The sequence below is a fragment of the Shewanella cyperi genome, assembly GCF_017354985.1.
Lineage (GTDB): Bacteria > Pseudomonadota > Gammaproteobacteria > Enterobacterales > Shewanellaceae > Shewanella > Shewanella cyperi.
The window spans coordinates 3,282,799-3,301,453 of sequence record NZ_CP071501.1; the positions used below are offsets into that span (position 1 = coordinate 3,282,799).

Genomic DNA, 18,655 nt, shown 5'->3' on the forward strand with positions numbered 1-18,655 from the left:
TCAGATTCCTTCCGACATTTCGTTGGAAACTATATGAGTCTTGCCATTGTGACTGCTCAGGCTAATGTCGAGATAATTATTGTTTTGAGCCATGCGAAGTACGGCTTTATTGGCACTGACCTCAAATATTCCCACGACTTCTGACCAGCCTCGACTGGTGTAATAATTACGGTAATAGTGATAATTTTCAGAGACCTTGCGATCGCTGAGTAATATCACAGTTCGGCCGCGTTTAAATAAGTCAGCCGATGAAATATCGGATATTACTAGCGTGTCGGACAGCGTAGGGTATTTGATCCCGGTGCTTCGCGAATATTCATCCGGCGACATGACTTTGGATACGGCGACATATATCAAGGTAGAGTCAAACTGCGCTTTGAATCTCGCGGTAAACAGGTAGGGAGGTTGCCAACTGTTAATGACGTAATCCCCGTTGAACTCCTGCTCATTAAATTTTTCACTACGGGGTTTCCAGCGGGACACGTAAAATTGTTTAAGTTCCCCCATACTGCCACTGTCGGTAACAGCCCAAGTCTTCATGGGCAAGGCAGAAAAGCTCATATTGTCTGCAACAATTTCCACTTTGGCATGTTCAGGAAAATCCATTTCCGGCCATACATCCCCAGCCCATGCCCCGCCCATAGTGAGGCTTGCCCAAACAAGCAGACAATTTCTGATCATTTTCCTTCCGCTCCGCAGTTGGGACTGCCATAGGTGCACAACCGATTGGGCGGCAGTACTTCTACGTCTACATGGCCCAATTTCAGATTGTTCGTACCGAGCTCTTTTCCAAACGGAATAATTGCCAAGAGATTTTGCGCCGCCCTTATAATACCGACGTCAGCATATTTAAAAGGAACCAAACGCTCGGTAAGGTTCTTCGCATGTTTTGGACCTCCGGCATTCCAGCCGGTAGACAACAATGCACTGTGACCTGTGAAAGTCAGGTTCAAATCCTTGAATTCATCCATATAGAAGGGCTCGATAGCGGCACTGACTTCGGCACTGTAGAAACTGTTCTTGTCCAACTTAAAACCCAGGTTTCCCAAAGCGTTCACGGCAGCTTCCACCGTGCTACCCCAGGCGCCGGGTACCCGGGTACCCGTAACCTTGCGACTAATCCGATCAAGCGTGCTTTGGTCATCTGGCGTGTCATTCACCGACTTGAACATGATCTGTTGGCCTTCTCCTTGCTGCATCACGTGTTTCAGCAGTGGATGCACCTTGTCGTTCCAACTCCATTGGTTTTGATATCGACTTGTAATCACCTCCCCATTGCGCTGCAGGAAGCGCCAGGGCACTTCAGCAAATAAGGTTTCATCGGCTTTGCTGGCGTAACTGAAAGCCCCCCCCGGAAACGCAGTCGGTGCAGCGGTGCGCCAGACTGTTCTCTCCCACGCCGCATATTGGGCAGCTTCAGTGGTGAGGTGCCTGGTTTCAGACAGCTTATGCATCAGTGGTAATAGCAATAACAGCGGAATAACCACAAATGCCAGCGCAACCAAAGTTTCTACCATGGCCTGACCTTTTTGCTCATCCATGTTCATAACACCTTGGTCAAGGCAAGCACTTCTGATTTCACCCTGTTTGAGGGCTCAGCCAATCTGGCTTGCCAGAAGGGATTATAGAAATTGCCATACTCGTGGCGGCGATCTCGCCGCAACCAGGCGGTTAAATCCCTGGGGCGCGAATAATAGGCGTTGGCCGAGGCCAATGCTGTCATTCTATCGGCAAGCATTTCTTCATTGATGGCAGGATCGGTATTGTCGTGACCTACCTGCAATCTGGGAGTTGTCTTGACCTTGTTCCTGGGTTTCGAGACCACCACGGTAATATTTCGGGTTTGACTCTTGCTGTCGCCGTCCCTATCGAGGGCAAAAAACGGTTGTACTCCGTCATAACCACCACGGGTTTCCTGATAGCGTGCGGCAAGCCTGGTTGCTCTGGGATTTTTTCTGCGGCTTTGTCCCCAATATTGACGATTATTGATACGGTTCATATTGGCTCTGTCATCCGAGCGCGTGCCCCCCCAGCCCAAGGGCACTTCACCGCCGCGCCATCTGCATCTGAACCCGTGGCAGTTGTAATGTTGAAACCAAAAGCTCAAGGTATGTGCCGATGTCCAGGACTCGGCCTTGTTGCGGCCATTGCTGACCAAGTCGCTGCCACCCGCTTTTTGGGTTGTCAGCCGTAAAGGAAAAAGCGTCCATGTCCAAGGGCGATCCAATCTGTAATTCATGCCCTTGGTGAAGTTGTCCCGCGACTTACCCACCACAGCGATATAATCGTTATATTGGGTGCCATCGCGGATGTCGCTTCTGCTGAAACGTTTTTGAAAGTTAAACCAGATATCGGCTACATCCCGTCCCAGAAATATATTCTGCGCCGTGTCCAACCTTGCGTCGGGATCGTTGGCTGTCACCACTTCCCGGGCCGAAATAGGGCCACTGACTACGCCGGCGTAATGCACAGCTTGCTGGGCAAAGGACAAGGCATACAGCATGGCATTTTCGACATAAACCAAGCCCTCGAAAAAAGGTTGTGCACCTTGATTGATGTACTCAACCGCCCTGGCAATGGCGTTAACCACTTGACCGACGTAGGGAATTGAGCACAGGGCGTCACAGGCGTTGTCGGCAAACACATCTGCCATGTTGAACCAGGCAGACAAGCCCACCAATTGGGCCACGGCTACCTGATTGGCAACCGATGCCCTATTGGTATAAGCCTTGAAATTCATATCCCTGGCGACCATGTTGGCAAGGGATTGGGCTGTGTTGTCGGCTGTATACTGGAGTTTGGTTGTTTGATGATTCAACTGAGCGGCATTGAAACCAAACAGCAACACCATCATTGAAAACGTCATCAATATCAGAGACAGCACCATGGCCTGTCCCCGTTGGCAAGAAAACACCATCCCTGTCTATCCCCTGCATCAATCCCTTGATACTAAAGCAGTTAAAACTTAATCCTGAGTCGCACCACCACCACCGGTACTGCTTCCGCCGGCGCTGCTATTGGCGCCCTTATCGTAACTGCCCAGGTTGTAATCCTTGTTGGCCACGCCGGCACCTGCGGACGCCGAGCTCTGCGCGGCACCAATATTACCCGATGCACTTTGACCGGACATTTCAGCTGATAGCCCAGCTACCTGATTGCGGATGGTTTTTCCGAAAAAGCTGTATACACCTATGGCTGCAACGGCAATCAGTGCAACTATGATGATATATTCGGTCATGCCTTGGCCGCGAACTCTGCTTTTCATAGCGATTTCCCTATCAATTGATAATAAAGGGAGAATGTTCTCCCTTTAACAGTCACCGAATTACTTAGTACCAGCAGCCGAAGAGTTGGCAGCCTTATCGTATGAGCCCAGGTTATAGTCTTTGTTGGCCACAGCTGCACCGTCACCAGCAGCCTTGCCTGCCGCTTCAATATTGGTGGATGCACTGGTTCCGGACATTTCTGCCGACAGACCGGCAACCTGGTTGCGGATCGTTTTACCAAAGAAGCTATAAACACCTATGGCAGCAACGGCAATAAGCGCCACGATAATAATATATTCGGTCATACCCTGACCACGGATTTTACGTTGGAACATAGTTTCACTCCTTGAAGCAATTAGAATAAAAATTCGGCAAAATTATCACCGTAATCAAAGCGCAGCTCAATAAGCCTCTTGGGTGTATTAATTACCCGAAGACCACTACTTTATGACTAATGCTTTAGGCTAATACAAAGAAAAAAGAACTACCCCCAAAAAGCCGCAATTAACCCACAAGATTAATTTCGGTTAACTTTGGCTCAAGAATAACAATCCCCCATACGGTTACCACAAGATTATCTCGCCATAAATAGATTACTTTTTAGCCAAAAAAGTTAATGCTTTTGCCATTAATGTCGTGGATAGCAGTTAATGTATAGGTCGGTTCCAGCGTTTTTCGCTAAATATTCCAGGCAAGCATAAAAATCAGGCTGATTTTTTACTTAATTTCGAGTGGTGAATATTTAATTCGACATTTCACAACATAACGATTATGAGCAATACCATGATGTATTTGGCGTCTATGTGGCTTATGACCAAAAATAATAAGGCCAGCCCATGTAGGCTGGCCAGGTACAGATGAAGATTACCGATTTAAGTTAATTCAGGCATTAAGGCCGAAAGGATCGTCTATGGAGTGGGAGGGCTGGGTAAACCAGCGTGGACCTTCCTGTGTCATATAGAAGTGATCTTCCAGACGCACACCGAACTCCCCCGGTACGCACAGCATGGGCTCATTGGAGAAACACATGCCCTCGGCGAGCGGGGTCTGGTCGTTGGCCACCAGATAGGGCCATTCGTGGATATCCAGGCCTATGCCGTGACCGGTTCTGTGTGGCAGTCCGGGCACAGCGTAACCCGGGCCAAAGCCGGCCGCCTCAAGCACACTGCGGGCGGCCTTGTCGACGCTGCCGCAGGGACGGCCCAATTGCGCGGCTTCAAAGGCGGCGGCCTGGGCCTGCTTTTCCAACTCCCACAACTGACGCTGACGGGGGCTGGGCTCGCCGAACACATAGGTGCGGGTGATGTCCGCGTTATAGCCCTGCAGCTTGCAGCCCGTGTCTATCAGCACTGTGTCCCCTTGTTGCAGACACTTGGGATTTTTGACCCCGTGTGGATAGGCCGTGTCCTCGCCAAACAGCACTATGCAGAAACTGGATCCCGCGGCGCCAACCTTGCGATGGGCGGCATCGATAAAGGCTTCCACCTCGGTGACACAGATGCCTTCGCGCAATATGGAGGCGGCGGCCCTGTGCACCGCCAGCGTCATGTCCTTGGCCCGCTGCATCAGTGCCAGCTCCGCGGCTGATTTTTGCATCCGGCACCCTGCGGTAACGGCCTTGCCACTGACCAGCTCCAGCTCGGGACAGACCTGACGAATACCGTCGCTGATAAAAAAGGCCGCCGACTCATCCATACCGACCCGGCCTTTGCCATAGCCGAGGCGCTTGAGCAGGTCACCGAAAAGGGCGTAGGGACTCTCATCTTCATGCCAGGTGTTGACCTCACCCTTGATGGTCATATAGCCCTTGAGGGTGTCCAGCTCGAAGGCCGGCGCTATGTATTCCAGCGGCCCCTCGGCGGGAATAACAGCGCCGACCATGCGCTCACTGGGATACCAGCGGGTGCCGGTAAAATAGTAGAGGTTACTGCCGGCATTGATGTACAGGGCATCGAGGCCCTGGGCCCGCAGCAGGCTCTGAGCCTTGGCAATCCTGGCCGCAAATTCCTCTGCCGTAATCGGCATGGTGCCCGCCGTCATCTCGCTCAATGTTGCCAGTGCTTCATCCTGGGTCTTGCCACCCACACCTATGGTCATAATTTTGCCCCTTACAGCCGGAAATGGTCCACACGCAAAGGTGAATAAAATATACAAAGACTAAGCAATGCGCAAGCACACCCGGCATGTCTTTGATCCACGGTCGTCAACCACTATGCTTATGCCTGATAAACTAACGATCTTTGGAATTATGCATGCCAAAACTCCTGCTTTTGCTGTTGTGCCTGCTCAGCTGTGCCCCTCGGGCCGCAGAGGTCAAGGTTGCGGCCGGAGTCTTTATCGACATTATCACTGAGCAAGGCGATGGTCCCTATCAGCAATTGCTGCACAAGGCCGCTGCTGAGGCCGGTATTTCACTGGATGAAAGGGTCTATCCCCTCAGCCGGGCGGTGCGGATCTTCGGCAGCGGCGAAGCCCTGGCCATTTATGGCATGACGGAGGCCGTGCTGCGTTCAACTCCGGCGGAGAAAATCCTGACCAGCTATCCCTTGGGGGTGTATCGCCTGCACCTGTTTACCCCCAAGGGCAAACCCAGGATCAGCAGTTACTCCCAGTTGCGGGGCCTATTGGTGGGTGGGGTGCTGGGTTATGAGGATTATTACCGGGAGCTGACGTCCCAAGGCATAAAACTGGAATTTGTCGCCGACGAGCGCCATCAACTGAAGCGGTTACAACTCGGGCGGGTGGATGCAGTGGTAGGTTTTCTGCCGGATTGGCTGGATAAGCTCGACCAGCTGGAGTACGACCCGGCCTTTGCCGTCCTGGAGGGCTATGACTACATGACAGTCTGGGCCAATGATGAGGGCCGGCACTTTGTCGACACCATTTCACCTGTGCTGTGCCAAATGCATGCCCGGGGCGATTATCGGGACATATTGGGGCAACGCTTTATGACCTTTGATTACCAGCCATCCAAAGTCTATGAATGGCAGCCACCGCAAGGCGGCTGCCATTTGACCCAAGTCGGATCCGATTGAATTAACTTAGTCCGCCAGACCGCGACGGCGCATCAGGGCCAGCAAACCGCGGCACACCAGGGTTTCCATGTCATCGACCCGGTTAACCTGACAGTTGGCCATGGGTGCCGGCAGCGCCAAATCCCTCAGGCTGTTGACGCAGCCCTTGAAGTAATCGGCGCTGTTCATCATGCCACCGGCAAGCCAGATCCGGTTGGGATTGAACAGGTTCACCGCCCAGGCCAACCCCATACCGAGATAGCTGCCGGCCCGGTACAGATCCCCGCCCTGGCTCAGTTTGCGGGCCCTCACCGACTCGCCACTGGCCAATTGCTCCAAACTGAACTCCCCCGATTCCGTCATCACCCGGCAATGGCCCAGCTCACCGGCAAAACCGCTGGCACCGCGGAACACCTTGCCGTTGAGAGCGATGGCCATGCCTATGCCCGTCCCCGACATCAGCAACAGCTCGCAGTCGTGACGCGCATCGCACACGGCTTCGATCCCCGCTTCTATATCGTTGACGATAAAGGCTAATTGCCCCTTGCATTGGATGTCTTCGGGATTGAGCCCGGTTAAGCCGGGCAAGGACTTACAACTGACCAGGGTGCCATCCCGCACCAAACCCGGCACGGCAATGGCCAGGCGATAGTTGCTGAGATTGAAATCCTGTTCGAAGGCCTGGATCTGTTCATTCAGATCTCGAATATTAAAACCTTCACCTGTGGGAATTTTATATTGTTCTGTGTGCCCCTGGCCCTGCAATTCAAACAGCGCCTTGGTGCCTCCCACGTCGAGCGTTAATGTGTACATCATCTACTCCACTTGTTCCCCCGCTCTGACCCCGAGCAGGGTTGGCTGAGTGTACCACAGTCCCCCTCCGGGGGCGATGAAATAGGCTTAAGCTTCTGCTTTTTCTAAATTTATAGATTTCACCACCAAAATTTTCCTCCGCCGGTACAAGCCCCTTCTGCGACCGATGGAGCCGGGGAAAGGGCCGCCGTGTCAGTGACATAAATCCTTCACAGCCGACCAGTTTAAAAAAAACAGTCGAACAAAGGATCCTGTCTATACTCATTTCTAGCCCAGGTCATTACGCACAGGGCCGCAAGGAACGCTCTCACTTATAGGGACATACTTATGCATACCACCTTTTCGGCCGAACCCGGCTTTCAGCAATTCATTTCCCTCTCGGTGCTGTTGACCGGCTTCAACCGCTTCGAGCTGCTGGGCACGGGCCAGGCAGACAACTATTTCCAGCTCGTTCAACAGCAGTGCCCCGACAAACTGGAGACCCTATTGGCGCTGTTTTCCAGAGCCCCGGCCGAACCCCAACCCCTCAACGCCTTTATCGAAGTGCAGATAATGCAATCGACCGAACTCGGCCCCCTGGCCCGCAGCCTGATTAAACTCTGGTACCTGGGTCAATGGGACAGCATCAAGGGCGATGACAGCTTTATTCCCAGCCCTCAAGCCTATCAGGAAGGACTGGTGTGGCAGGCCATTCACGCCCACCCCCAAGGTGCCAAGCAACAGGGCTTTGGCGCCTGGGCCGAGCCACCGGCGACCGAGCTGTCACAGCCCGACCTGTCACGGGAGGTGGCGCCATGAACTTCATCACCCCAGAACAAGCGGCCGCCAGAGAATACGATCTGGTCATAGTCGGCGGCGGCATTTCCGGTGCCCTGGTCGCCAAGCAACTGACCCGGGCCGGCAAACGCTGCCTAATAGTGGAAGCGGGCACGGGCGGAGGTGCCAGCTATCAGGGCTACCTCGACTTCCTCGCCACCTATCATCAGGCCACGGTCAAGATCCCCAATGCGCCCTACCCTGTGAATCCCAACGCGCCCGAGCCCTTGGTGACGGACACCCGTCGTATCAGCGAGGCCCAACCGGATGAGACCGGCTATTTTGTGCAGATGGGGCCGTTGCCGTTTTCCTCTTCCTACACCACCTATCTGGGGGGCACCACACTGCACTGGCTGGGCACCTCGCTGCGGATGTTGCCGGAAGACTTCAAGCTGAAAACCCTTTATGGCACCAATCCCGATTGCACCACAGAGTATCGGGACTGGCCCATTGAATACCGCGATCTGGAGCCCTGGTACCGGGCGGCCGAGCGGGAGCTGGGGGTGTCGGCCGAGGTGGCCGAACAGACGTACCTGGGGGTGGAATTTCCTCCCGGCTATGTGTATCCCATGCACGCCCTGCCCAAGAGCTGGAGCGACAAGTACCTTGCCAGGCATGTCGATGGCATGCAGGTGCAGGAAGATGGCAAGGGTTACCGCCTCAGGGTCAGGGGTACCCCGGCCTCACGCAACAGCGTACCCAACCAGGATTATGATGGCGGCCTTGGCTACCAGCCCAGGGGCGCCGTCGGTAACGAAGCCGTGGGCCAACGCTGCATGGGCAACACCAGCTGCGTGCCCATCTGCCCCATTCAGGCCAAGTACAATGCCCTCAAGACCCTCAGCAGTGCCGATGGCGAACGCCTCGATATAGTGCTGCAGAGTGTGGCGTCGAAACTCATCATCGACGATGCCAGCCAAGAGGTGACTGCGGTGCGCTTCAAGCACTATGCCAGTCCGGATGTCCCCCAGTTTCAGGAGTACGAGGTACGAGGCAAGCGCTATGTGCTGGCGGCACACGCTGTGGCCAATGCCGTGCTGCTGATGGCCTCGGACGCCTGCCCCGGCAACCCTGCGCTGGGTCGGCATCTGATGGATCACCCCGAGCTGCTGACCTGGGGCAAGGCCAAGGAACCCCTGTGGCCACTGCGGGGGCCACTGGCCACCTCGGGCATTGAAGATTTGCGGGCCGGCAGTTTCCGCCGCAACCGCGCCGCCTTCCGCATGGAGATGGGCAATGACGGTTGGCTCTGGCCCACGGGGGCGCCCGTGTCCGATGTGCAAACCCTGGTGGATGAGGAGCAGTTGTACGGCCCACAGCTCAGGCAACAGTTACAGACCGAGGTCAGCCGCCAATTCCGCTTCGGAATATTGGTGGAGCAGCTTGGGGAGTACGACAACAGGGTCAGCATAGATCCCGCCTATGTGGATGCCATTGGCAACTACCGCCCCATCATCCATTACGATCTGTCGCCCTACACCCGCAATGGTTTTACCAGGGCATACGAAACGGCCCAGGCCATTTTCGAGCGGGCCGGAATAGAAAATGCCAGCCTCTACAAACCCAGCGACGCAGGGTATTTCCAATGGCGGAATCAGGCGCTGACCTTTAACGGTGCCGGCCATTTCGCAGGCACCCACTGCATGGGCGACGATCCCCAAAGCTCGGTGGTTAATCCCAAACAACGTACCTGGGCCCACCCCAATCTGTATCTGGTCGGTTGCGGCAACATGGTGTCCATGGGCACCTCCAACCCCACCCTGACCATGTCGGCCCTGACCCTGTGGGCGGCGCAGAATATTCTCGACGATCTCAACGGGGTGACCAATGCGGCACCTTGATTGGCGCAAGGCCGCGAGCAGGCGTTACGACACCCTGATAGTGGGCTCGGGTTTTGCCGGTGCCATCATGGCCAAGCAATTGGTCCGGGCCGGCCACAGTGTGCTGTTGCTGGAAGCTGGCGCCGGCGAACCCGGAAGTTTTGAGCAGCACCTGGGCTACGTGGCCAACTTCCAACAGGCGACGGCGAAAACACCCAATTCGCCTTATCCCGATAGCCCCAACGCCCCCCAGCCGGAGGTGACCGATGTGGCCAGGATCCCGCCCGGCGGGGTGTCGGCCATGGGCTACTTTGTGCAGCAGGGGCCCTATCCCTTCGAAAGCAACTACACCCGGCGCCTGGGTGGCACCTCACTGCACTGGTTTGGCAGTTGCCCGCGGATGCTGCCGGAAGACTTTGCCATGGCCAGCCGGTTCGGTCTCGGCGTCGATTGGCCCTGGACCTATGAGGAACTGCAGCCCTTTTACAGCCTGGCGGAAGCCGAAATCGGCGTCTCGGCGGATGTGGCCGAGCAGCAATTTCACGGCATTCATTTTCCGCCCGGTTACCAGTACCCCATGCACAAGGTGCCCCAAAGCTTCCTCGACCAATGGTTGATGGCAGGTCTCGACACCCTGCGCCTGCCACCGGATGGTCGGGCGGTGCAGATCCGCTCCATTCCCCAGGCCCGCAACAGCGTCCCCAACCCGGAGCACGCCGATGGTGCCGGTTACCGGCCAAGGGGCGCCGTGGGCGATCCAGCCATCGGGCAGCGCTGCATGGGCAACTCCAGCTGCATCCCCATCTGCCCTATTCAGGCCAGATACAACAGTTTGAAAACATTGCAGGAAACCCAGGTCGATGTGCTCACCCGGGCAGTGGTGTCCAGGCTACACATAGACAAGGCCACCGGCAGGATCACCGGGCTGGATTGCAAGGTTTGGCACAGCGATGGGAGCCAGGATCACCAGCTGGTGCGACTGGAGGCCGACCTGTACGTGCTGGCGGCCAACGCCATAGAAAATGCGGTTTTGCTGTTGGCATCCAACGCCTGCGGCGGCAGCGGCATGCTGGGGCGCAATTTGATGGATCACCCGGCCATGCTGTCCTGGGGACTGGCGCCCCAAAGCATAGGTGCGTTCCGGGGCCCCGGGCTGACCTCTACCCTGGTGAATTACCGCGGTGGCAGCTTCCGCGCCGAACGGGCCGGTTTCGTGTTGGAAATAGGCAACTGGGGTTGGAGCTGGCCCAAAAATGAGCCGGTGGACAGCACCACTCAATTTGTCGATGAGCGGGGCCTGTTCGGCACCGAACTCAGGCAACAGCTGGGGCACACAGTGCCAAAGCAAATTCGCTTCGACATGATGACAGAGCAGCTGCCAAACGCCGGCAACAGGGTCAGCATCAGCGACCACTGGCGCGATGCCATGGGCAATTTCCGCCCGGTGATCAACTACGATGTGGACGATTACAGCCGTGCCGGTCTGGTGGCCGGCAGGCAGCTGGCCAGGGAGCTGTTTGAACACTTGGGTATTCAGGACTTCACCCGGTTCAGCCCCGATGATCCCGGTTATTTCCAATGGCAGAACCAGGGCTATAGCTGGTCCGGCGTTGGCCATGTGGCCGGCACCCATCGCATGGGCAAGAGCGCCAAAGACTCGGTGGTCGACCGCTATCAAAGGGCCTGGGACCATCCCAACCTGTTCGTTATCGGCTGCGGCAGCATGCCCACCCTCGGCACCTCCAACCCTACCCTGACAATGACGGCGCTGACCTTCGCCACCGCAAAACACATAATTGAAAGGAATCAATAAGATGAAATTGACCGCCCAACAACAGCAAGCGGCAGAGCAAAGCTTTCAACGGCTCGGCTATGTGCAACTGAGCTGCGACAATCCGCTGGAGACCGAACTGCAACAGCTCCGGGAATTGCTGCACAACGCCCTGGTGCTGGAACACGCCACCATCCCCCCCTACCTGACCATGCTCTACAGCCTGGACACCACTGTGGACTGGCGCATCAGCGAGGTGGTGCGCTCCGTGGTCATAGAGGAAATGCTGCACTTCGTGCTGGCCGCCAACGTGCTCAATGCCATCAATGGCCAGGTAAAACTAACGGAACCAGGGTTCCTGCCCGATTACCCATCGCGCCTGCCCTATGACATAGATGGCATCAAGGTGCGGCTGTTCGGTTTCTCCAGGGAAGCGGTCGCCCAGGGGATGCAGATAGAACATCCCAAATACATACGCCCGGCGGTGGTGGCCAGCCACGAATGCAACGCTATGACCATAGGTGAGTTTTATGCCTATATCGAAGCCCGCCTCAGGGCCGCGGTGGAACGCTTTGGCGACACCGCCATCTTCTGCGGCGATCCCGCCAGGCAGGTGCCGGCACACGTATTTTATTACGATGGCGGCGGCGCCATAGTGCCTGTGACCAACCTCGCCACCGCCGTAGATGCCCTTAAGCTAATCACAGATCAGGGCGAAGGCGCCAACAACGGCGTTTGGACCGGGGCAGAAAGCGAGGCCGAAGGCGGCTTTCGTGAGGTGGCCCACTATTTCCGCTTCAATGAACTCTTTGAGGAACGTCTGTACCGGGAAGGCGATACAGTGGAAAGCGGCCCAAGCGGCGCGCCCCTGCCCGTGCCCTGGGAGCAGACGGTTCGCATCCGTCCCAATCTCAAACTCAGCGATTACCCTCCCGGGGAGGCCAAAAATGCCATCGCCGCCTTCAACTGCAAATACTGTGAGCTGCTGGCCCAGCTGCAACAGGCCCTGAGCGGCTACCCCTTGCTGCTGATGCCTGCCGTGGTGGCCATGTGCAGCCTGCGTGACGACTTCAGGGCCATCACGGCCAATCCCTTACCCGGTGACGACGGTTTCAACTGTGCCCCTACCTTTGAATACGTTGCCATTAACACCCATTGTCCCAAGGCCCACACTCCCATGACTCAAAGTAATCGCGACACACTGGACCTGCTACAGCAGGCCTACAGCCAGGGCAATCTACCGCTGGCCCTGTCCTGCATGACCGAAGACGTCATCTGGGATATCTCAGGCCCGGCCAGCGTGCCCTATCTTGGCGTGTTTTACGGCCATCAGGGCTTCAGCCGCTTCTGGACCTTGCTTGGGGATACGGTCGCCATCGACAGCGCCGGCATAGAACAGATGTTTTTCAACGACAATCAGGCCATGGCCTATGGCGGCGAGCAGGGCAAGGCTCTGGCCACAGGTGCCCCCTATCACTACGACTGGGCCCTGAAGTATGAATTCGACAATAACCACAAGATTAGTTTGATGCGTCAATACTTTAATCCCAGCGCCATCGTCGCTGCCCTGGCGGCAGAGCCCTATGGCAATGGACCCTTGAGTCACAAAGCAACAGAAAGGAAGCAAAATCATGAGTAACACACAGGATTTGCCAAGCATCCCCTATCCCTTCACCATGCCTTTTTATTACGCCTCGCTGACCAATGTGGGCGTGTATTACCTGGTGCCACTGGCACGGGCCGAGGCCTACCTGCAGGGCACTGGCCTGCTGCCGGCCGAGTTCGATGGTCAGGCCCTGGTCAGTTTTAACTTCCAGCTGTATGCCGGCCAATTTGCCTCGGGTATTGAAGTGCCGGTGGAGCAATGGAGCAGCTGCGGCGCCGCCATTACCCAGGAACTGGAGCTCAATATTGTCGCCTACCCGGCCAATCGCAAGGACCAGGTGAGCCCCATAGGCTATCGCGAGTTCCTCAGCGACGGCGATCAGACCAAGCTGTACGGCAACCACAGGGTATGGGTACCCTGCGATGCTGATGTGGCCATCAGCGCCGGCAAGACCCTGTTTGGCGAGCCCAAGTTCAAGACCAGCTTCAAGGTCAATCTGTCCTCCCCCAATCCGGTGCGGGAAAATACCCCCATATACAGACCCCAATGGGTCGAAACCTGGGGCTTCAGGGTCGATGATCCCCAAGACAGCAATACCGCAATTTTCACCTGCAAGGTGAACACCGCCGGCCTGACGCCAATCCCCGGCAACATCTCGCCCATCACCGAATACGGCACCCATGATGGCAAGCTCATAGGTTGTCGCTGGAACATACTCCAGGCCATGAACACCTTCTTTATTCCCCAGGAAAATCCCTGTGCCGTGGACCTGCGCTACGGCGCCAGCGATCACCCGATGCGCCGCGACATGGAGACCCTGTTGGCCAACAGCCCCGCGGTGGCGGTGCGCTGCTTTAACTCGGCACCGGCCGCGATCCAGAGCCGGGCCTACTATCCCTAGACCCAGAAGCAGCAGGCCAACAGCCGCCCCACAGCTCGTGGGGCGCAACTTTCCGTTTTTACCTTGGGGGTAACATGAACGAAATTGACCAGATTTATTTCCACAATTTTGCCGATATTCAGGGGCAGGAGTTTGATTTTATTGTGATTGGCGGTGGTGCCTATGGCACAGGATTCGTCCATAAAGTGCTGCAATATCAGCCCAGGGCCAGAATTGCCGTGCTGGAAAAGGGCAGCTACCTAATCCCGGACCATATCCAGAACCTGCCGGCCAGCTTTATCAAGCTCAATACCAGCACCGGCATCCGCCCCTGGGAATACAAGGGCACACCCAACCTGAACTTTATGCCGCAGATCCCCTATGTGGGTGGGCGGGCGCTGTTCTGGAATGCCTGGACACCCCAGCCGGGCAGCAGCGAAATGCCCGATTGGCCGGCCGCCGCCATCGAGCGACTCAACAACGAGTGGTATCCCACAGGTGAGTACATGGGGCGGCGCTATTCCCTGAAGACCCCGGGTAACCGCAATGAAAAGCTCCATGAATTTATGGGCCAGCGGCTATTTTCCCGCTTGAGCCGGATTGAGGGCGCCACGCCCCAGTCCAACCCGGCGGCGCTGGATTCCGCCATGGCCACCGGCCAGGGTGTGCCCCAGGAAGCCTGGGCCAAGTTCGCCCCCATACCCGTATTGGTGCAGGCGGCGCAGCTGCACCCCGATAATCTCAAGGTGGTGGTCAATGCCGAGGTGGAAAAACTCATAGCCCACAATGGCCAGGTGACGGAAATCCAAACCCGGGATGGCAACCTCAAGGTGGGCAATGCCAAGCTGATCCTCGCCTGTAACACCCTGGAGGCGGGATTTATTCTCACCCGTTCCTTCCCCCAGGATCCCTTGCCCGGCAACAACCTCTGCGGCCATATCCGTTCCTGGCTGGCGGCCAGGATCCCCGCCAGCGCCATACCGGCACTGACAGATGGCCTGCAGGCCGTGGCCTTCTATCTGCCCGGCAAAGATGCGGCAACCGGACGCCTGATGCATACCCATATCAGCGTGGTGCACAACCCAACGCCTGCCGCCAGTGCCGAGGTGCTGTACCGCATACTGCCGGATGCCTCAACGCCTGAAGCCGTGGCCACCTACCAGGATCCCAATTACGTGGTGATCATGCTGCACTCCATGGGCGAGTTCCTCGGTGAGCGGGCGCCTGGTTCCTGGAATCGGGTCGGCACCAGCGCGTCTGGCGTTTCGGAAGTGTTTATCGAAATGCAGCCGGAAGATGAAGCCTTCTGGCAAGCCATGGACAGAACCACCTTCGATGTGATGCAGGCCCTGGCGGGTAATGCGGACATTGAATATCAACACAACCACAGCGACGGCAGTTTCAGTTGGGAAAAGACCAAGCCTGCGAGCATACGCAACCAGGGACTGGTCCACGAGGCGGGTACCCTGTGGATGGGTGACAACCCGACCACCTCGGTTTGCCGCGCCAACGGCCAACTGCACAAATATCCCAACGTCTTTGGCCTCGGCAGCATGTTATTCCCCCGCCCCGGTTCCTGGAATCCGACCCTGACCGGAATGGCCCAGGCCTTTGCCCTGGCGCGGGAACTCTGTACATGATGTCTGAATTGGGCCAACACAAAGGCAGCCATTTGGCTGCCTTTTTTTAAGCGGAATAGCCTGAGATTAACCCACTCAGCTCAACGCGCCCGGTTCAACGTGCCCATTGCCACGAACCCATTTCAACGAACAATCGGGCTGACCAGATTGGCCTTCATGGCTGATTGCAACGCCTGCCAGCGGCTGTTGGCCATGTCCTGCAGGCCCTGGCTTTTTGGTCCCTTGGTCAGGGCCGCCTTATGCTTTTCCAGGGCGGTGTAGTGCAGTGCCGTCACCTGATACCTGCTGCTGTCGCGGAAATAGTCATACACGTCCTGCACATTTTCCAGGGTGTCATCGATAAAGACTATATGGCTTATGGGCAGCGAGGGTTCGAACAAATTGCCCTGTTCGAACTGGATCAGCAGACAGGCCAGCATCACCCCCTTGTTCTGACCGCCCAGGTAATAGATGCCGTTCTGGAAGGTCACGTCCCGGGTGCCGGGAATGTGGCAGGGCAAACCGGGAGCAGCCAGACCGGGCTGACGACCGGACCAGATTTTCAGGCTGTTGCTTGCCAACAACTGCAGCAGGTTTCCCTGACCAGAGCCCTGACCGGAGCCCTGGCCCGAGCTATCCCCCAGGAGGGCAAACTGCTGCTCGGTGGCATTGAGGTTAGCATCGCCCCGAGCCGTTTCAACCAGAAGGCGCACCCCGGAGCCGCTGAGTTTCGACAGCACGGGATAGATGTTCTGATCCGTGTAGGACATGCGATTGAGGGCAAACAGCACATTGGCTATGTCCAGCAGCTCATTGAAGCTGCCTGCGACTCTATAGGGCGAGTCGGTGCCGAGCAGGCTCTGCTGCCAACTGAACCAGGCTGGGCCCCCCAAATATTGGCAATCGGCGGCGGCCGCGCCATCTGGGCAGGCCATCATGGTCAGGGTATCGTCATCGTCCATCACCAGCAGGGTACTGGTGGGAGATTTCAAAGCGGTCACGGTTTTTTCCAGGGCCGCAAAACTGTCAACCTTGCCCATGGAAGCGCCGGCCCAGAGCTGGGCACTGAACAGGCTAACCAACAGCGTCGTCATGACTTTTTTCATTTCATCCTCCTGATGTCATTGGATTAACCGGCTGGCGCTTGGTGTCAGTCCGGAAGCTTAAATATTAGGAGAGTTTTGCCATTTATCCTCTGCAGCAATAAAAAACTTCTACACTCATTGGACTCAAACACGGGAAAGCAAACAACCAGACAGGGAGTGTCGTCATGCCGGATGCCGCCTTTAAAAGACGCAAGCTGAAGATCAATACCAAAAAAATCCCCAAATCCTACCGTGAATACCTGGAACGGCTCGCCAAGCTCGGCGAAGTGGTGGCCATAGACGACGAGGTGGACTGGTATCTGGAAATGGGCGCTATTTTGCGTCACGCCTGCGAAACCCGCAGTGCCATGCCACTGTTCAACAAGGTCAAGGATGCTCCGGGCTTTCGTGCCGCCGAGATGGGTCCGACCGTCAGCGCCGATCCCGACAAGCCCTGGCAACGACTGGCGATCATGCTGGGGCTGCCGGAGGACACCAAGTTGCTGGAAATCCAGGACGCCTTTATCGAGGCCATAGGGGGTGAGCCCTATGATCCCAAGCTGGTACCCGCCTCCGAGGCGCCCTGCAAACAGAACAAATGGCTTGGTGATGAGGTGGACCTGACCAAGATCCCGGCGCCGATACTGCACGACGGCGACGGTGGCCGTTATTTCCAGACCGCGGGCGCCATCATGGTGCGCACCCCGCCGGGGCAGGAGGTGCCACCCGATTCTTATACCGTCGACCCCAAGTCCTGGACCAACTGGTCATTCAGCCGCGCCATGATTGCCGGTTCCCGGCCCCAGGCCAACACCCCACCAACTCCCAACCCGGATCCCCGTCCCGGCAGCGTGCCCTGGGTGCCCGGTCCACACTATTCCAAGAACGAAGTCGTGGGTCTCTGGCTGCCCTTTCAGCACAACGGCATGATTTACAACATGTGGAAGAACAAGGGCAAGGACTGCCCCTTCGTGATTGCCCTCGGGGTGCCACCGGCGGTGACCATGCTGTTGTCGGCGGCGCCACCGGCCTGGCACGATGAATACCTCTATGCCTCGTCTTTTCTCGGTCAGGGGCTGGAGATGGTCAAGGCCGAAACCTGCGACATACTGGTGCCGGCGGAGTGTGAAATCATCATAGAGGGCGTGGTCAGCATAGGAGAGTCAGTGGTGGAAGGCCCCTTTGGTGAGTTTCCCGGTTACCTGTCCAACGAAAGTGGCCTGGAGCCCCTGGCCAAGATCCACTGCATCACCTTCAGGGATCAGGCCATCCTGCCCATCTGCATACCCGGCATTCCCATAGACTCGACCCTGATGCTGGGCTGCTTTTCCCTATCGGCCACCGCCAGGCTGTTCTTCGAACGCTCAGGGCTGCCGGTAATAGACTGCTTCAGCCCCTTCGAGGCCTCGTCCCACTGGCTGGTGATCCGGGTCAGGGACGACTGGCACAAACTGACCGGCATGACGGTCAAGGGCTTTATCGATGCCCTCGCCGAAGTGTTCTGGACCCACCATATTGGCAAGACCACGGCCAAGCTGATTGTGGTGGGTGAGGACATACCGCCGGACGATATCGACAAGGTGGCCTGGGCCCTGGCCACCCGCAATAATCCCGTGGAAGGGGTGTTCCACTATCCCCAATACGACTCCGATGGCACCGGGCTGCAGATCTATCTGGACGTGGCCACCAAGCTCAGGGGCCGCGGCGGCCTGGTGGCCTACAGCTGCCTGCAAATCCAACAGCAGGTGAATCAACCCCTGGAGCAGGTACTGAGTTTCGCCACCAATTATCCCCTGCCGCTGCAGCAAAAAATTCTGGAGAAGTGGCACCAATGGGGCTTCGGCCCGGGTTAAGAACTCAAGCTCAACCACAAGCGGCGGCCCAGGGCCGTCGCTTTGGTATAAAGTATTTTCATTGCCGCAAGCCTTGCACCACCAGGGCCCGGGTTGCGATAATCGTTCCAGC

At 56.8% G+C, this 18,655-nt stretch carries 16 protein-coding genes; 8 read left to right on the forward strand and 8 right to left on the reverse strand.

All coding sequences use genetic code 11. The features are described 5' to 3' along the window. The 6 genes from JYB84_RS14470 to JYB84_RS14495 all read right to left on the reverse strand — a co-directional run bounded on the left by JYB84_RS14470 (position 1) and on the right by JYB84_RS14495 (position 5,363). On the reverse strand, positions 1-681 hold the full coding sequence (locus tag JYB84_RS14470) for a hypothetical protein (RefSeq protein WP_207320732.1): 681 nt from the start codon (positions 679-681) through the stop codon (positions 1-3). Further along, entirely contained in the window at positions 678-1,541 is an 864-nt protein-coding gene (locus tag JYB84_RS14475) for a hypothetical protein (RefSeq protein ID WP_207320733.1), read from the reverse strand. Before JYB84_RS14475 ends, JYB84_RS14470 begins: the two co-directional genes overlap by 4 nt. 2 nt (positions 1,542-1,543) lie before the next feature. Further along, positions 1,544-2,917 (reverse strand): hypothetical protein, encoded by a 1,374-nt coding sequence (locus tag JYB84_RS14480; protein WP_228290794.1) that lies wholly within the window; start codon positions 2,915-2,917, stop codon positions 1,544-1,546. A 48-nt stretch (positions 2,918-2,965) separates the two neighbouring features. Continuing rightward, a complete protein-coding gene (locus JYB84_RS14485; RefSeq protein ID WP_207320734.1) occupies positions 2,966-3,265 on the reverse strand; it encodes a Flp family type IVb pilin in 300 nt (99 codons plus the stop codon). A 60-nt stretch (positions 3,266-3,325) separates the two neighbouring features. Then, positions 3,326-3,601, reverse strand: a complete 276-nt coding sequence (locus JYB84_RS14490) for a Flp family type IVb pilin (RefSeq protein ID WP_207320735.1) — start codon at positions 3,599-3,601, stop codon at positions 3,326-3,328. Between the two features lie 547 nt (positions 3,602-4,148). After that, on the reverse strand, positions 4,149-5,363 hold the full coding sequence (locus tag JYB84_RS14495) for a M24 family metallopeptidase (RefSeq protein WP_207320736.1): 1,215 nt from the start codon (positions 5,361-5,363) through the stop codon (positions 4,149-4,151). Between the two features lie 155 nt (positions 5,364-5,518). On the opposite strand from JYB84_RS14495, the gene JYB84_RS14500 reads away from it, so the two are divergent. Beyond that, a complete protein-coding gene (locus tag JYB84_RS14500) occupies positions 5,519-6,301 on the forward strand; it encodes a substrate-binding periplasmic protein (protein ID WP_207320737.1) in 783 nt (260 codons plus the stop codon). Positions 6,302-6,307: 6 nt separating this feature from the next. On the opposite strand, the gene JYB84_RS14505 is transcribed toward JYB84_RS14500, so the two are convergent. After that, positions 6,308-7,093, reverse strand: coding sequence for an ROK family protein (locus JYB84_RS14505; RefSeq protein WP_207323250.1), 786 nt, complete (start codon positions 7,091-7,093; stop codon positions 6,308-6,310). A gap of 327 nt (positions 7,094-7,420) precedes the next feature. Here JYB84_RS14505 and JYB84_RS14510 point away from each other — a divergent pair, with 327 nt between their 5' ends. From JYB84_RS14510 to JYB84_RS14535, 6 genes are all read left to right on the forward strand, one after another. Beyond that, positions 7,421-7,891: a sugar dehydrogenase complex small subunit gene (locus JYB84_RS14510; protein WP_207320738.1), complete on the forward strand. Its 471-nt coding sequence runs from the start codon at positions 7,421-7,423 to the stop codon at positions 7,889-7,891. Next, positions 7,888-9,750, forward strand: coding sequence for a GMC family oxidoreductase (locus JYB84_RS14515; protein WP_207320739.1), 1,863 nt, complete (start codon positions 7,888-7,890; stop codon positions 9,748-9,750). The genes JYB84_RS14510 and JYB84_RS14515 overlap by 4 nt, the downstream gene beginning before the upstream one ends. Beyond that, complete coding sequence (locus JYB84_RS14520; RefSeq protein ID WP_207320740.1) at positions 9,737-11,542, forward strand: GMC family oxidoreductase; 1,806 nt, start codon at positions 9,737-9,739, stop codon at positions 11,540-11,542. Before JYB84_RS14515 ends, JYB84_RS14520 begins: the two co-directional genes overlap by 14 nt. A 1-nt stretch (position 11,543) precedes the next feature. Beyond that, positions 11,544-13,139: a ferritin-like domain-containing protein gene (locus JYB84_RS14525; protein WP_207320741.1), complete on the forward strand. Its 1,596-nt coding sequence runs from the start codon at positions 11,544-11,546 to the stop codon at positions 13,137-13,139. Beyond that, positions 13,132-14,007, forward strand: a complete 876-nt coding sequence (locus JYB84_RS14530; protein ID WP_207320742.1) for a hypothetical protein — start codon at positions 13,132-13,134, stop codon at positions 14,005-14,007. Before JYB84_RS14525 ends, JYB84_RS14530 begins: the two co-directional genes overlap by 8 nt. Positions 14,008-14,081: 74 nt before the next feature. Further along, positions 14,082-15,626 (forward strand): GMC oxidoreductase, encoded by a 1,545-nt coding sequence (locus tag JYB84_RS14535; protein ID WP_207320743.1) that lies wholly within the window; start codon positions 14,082-14,084, stop codon positions 15,624-15,626. 122 nt (positions 15,627-15,748) lie between these two features. Here the strand turns inward: JYB84_RS14535 and JYB84_RS14540 are convergent, their stop codons facing one another. Then, on the reverse strand, positions 15,749-16,711 hold the full coding sequence (locus JYB84_RS14540; protein ID WP_207320744.1) for a DUF2608 domain-containing protein: 963 nt from the start codon (positions 16,709-16,711) through the stop codon (positions 15,749-15,751). Between the two features lie 164 nt (positions 16,712-16,875). Between JYB84_RS14540 and JYB84_RS14545 the strand changes: the two genes are divergently transcribed. After that, positions 16,876-18,543: a UbiD family decarboxylase gene (locus JYB84_RS14545; protein WP_207320745.1), complete on the forward strand. Its 1,668-nt coding sequence runs from the start codon at positions 16,876-16,878 to the stop codon at positions 18,541-18,543. The last annotated feature ends 112 nt before the right edge of the window (positions 18,544-18,655 follow it).

Coding starts and splice junctions, on each gene's coding strand:
- JYB84_RS14470 (WP_207320732.1), bottom strand. CDS start 681: ATGATCAGAAATTGTCTGCTTGTTTGGGCAAGCCTCACTATGGGCGGG.
- JYB84_RS14475 (WP_207320733.1), bottom strand. CDS start 1,541: ATGGATGAGCAAAAAGGTCAGGCCATGGTAGAAACTTTGGTTGCGCTG.
- JYB84_RS14480 (WP_228290794.1), bottom strand. CDS start 2,917: ATGGTGTTTTCTTGCCAACGGGGACAGGCCATGGTGCTGTCTCTGATA.
- JYB84_RS14485 (WP_207320734.1), bottom strand. CDS start 3,265: ATGAAAAGCAGAGTTCGCGGCCAAGGCATGACCGAATATATCATCATA.
- JYB84_RS14490 (WP_207320735.1), bottom strand. CDS start 3,601: ATGTTCCAACGTAAAATCCGTGGTCAGGGTATGACCGAATATATTATT.
- JYB84_RS14495 (WP_207320736.1), bottom strand. CDS start 5,363: ATGACCATAGGTGTGGGTGGCAAGACCCAGGATGAAGCACTGGCAACA.
- JYB84_RS14500 (WP_207320737.1), top strand. CDS start 5,519: ATGCCAAAACTCCTGCTTTTGCTGTTGTGCCTGCTCAGCTGTGCCCCT.
- JYB84_RS14505 (WP_207323250.1), bottom strand. CDS start 7,093: ATGTACACATTAACGCTCGACGTGGGAGGCACCAAGGCGCTGTTTGAA.
- JYB84_RS14510 (WP_207320738.1), top strand. CDS start 7,421: ATGCATACCACCTTTTCGGCCGAACCCGGCTTTCAGCAATTCATTTCC.
- JYB84_RS14515 (WP_207320739.1), top strand. CDS start 7,888: ATGAACTTCATCACCCCAGAACAAGCGGCCGCCAGAGAATACGATCTG.
- JYB84_RS14520 (WP_207320740.1), top strand. CDS start 9,737: ATGCGGCACCTTGATTGGCGCAAGGCCGCGAGCAGGCGTTACGACACC.
- JYB84_RS14525 (WP_207320741.1), top strand. CDS start 11,544: ATGAAATTGACCGCCCAACAACAGCAAGCGGCAGAGCAAAGCTTTCAA.
- JYB84_RS14530 (WP_207320742.1), top strand. CDS start 13,132: ATGAGTAACACACAGGATTTGCCAAGCATCCCCTATCCCTTCACCATG.
- JYB84_RS14535 (WP_207320743.1), top strand. CDS start 14,082: ATGAACGAAATTGACCAGATTTATTTCCACAATTTTGCCGATATTCAG.
- JYB84_RS14540 (WP_207320744.1), bottom strand. CDS start 16,711: ATGAAAAAAGTCATGACGACGCTGTTGGTTAGCCTGTTCAGTGCCCAG.
- JYB84_RS14545 (WP_207320745.1), top strand. CDS start 16,876: ATGCCGGATGCCGCCTTTAAAAGACGCAAGCTGAAGATCAATACCAAA.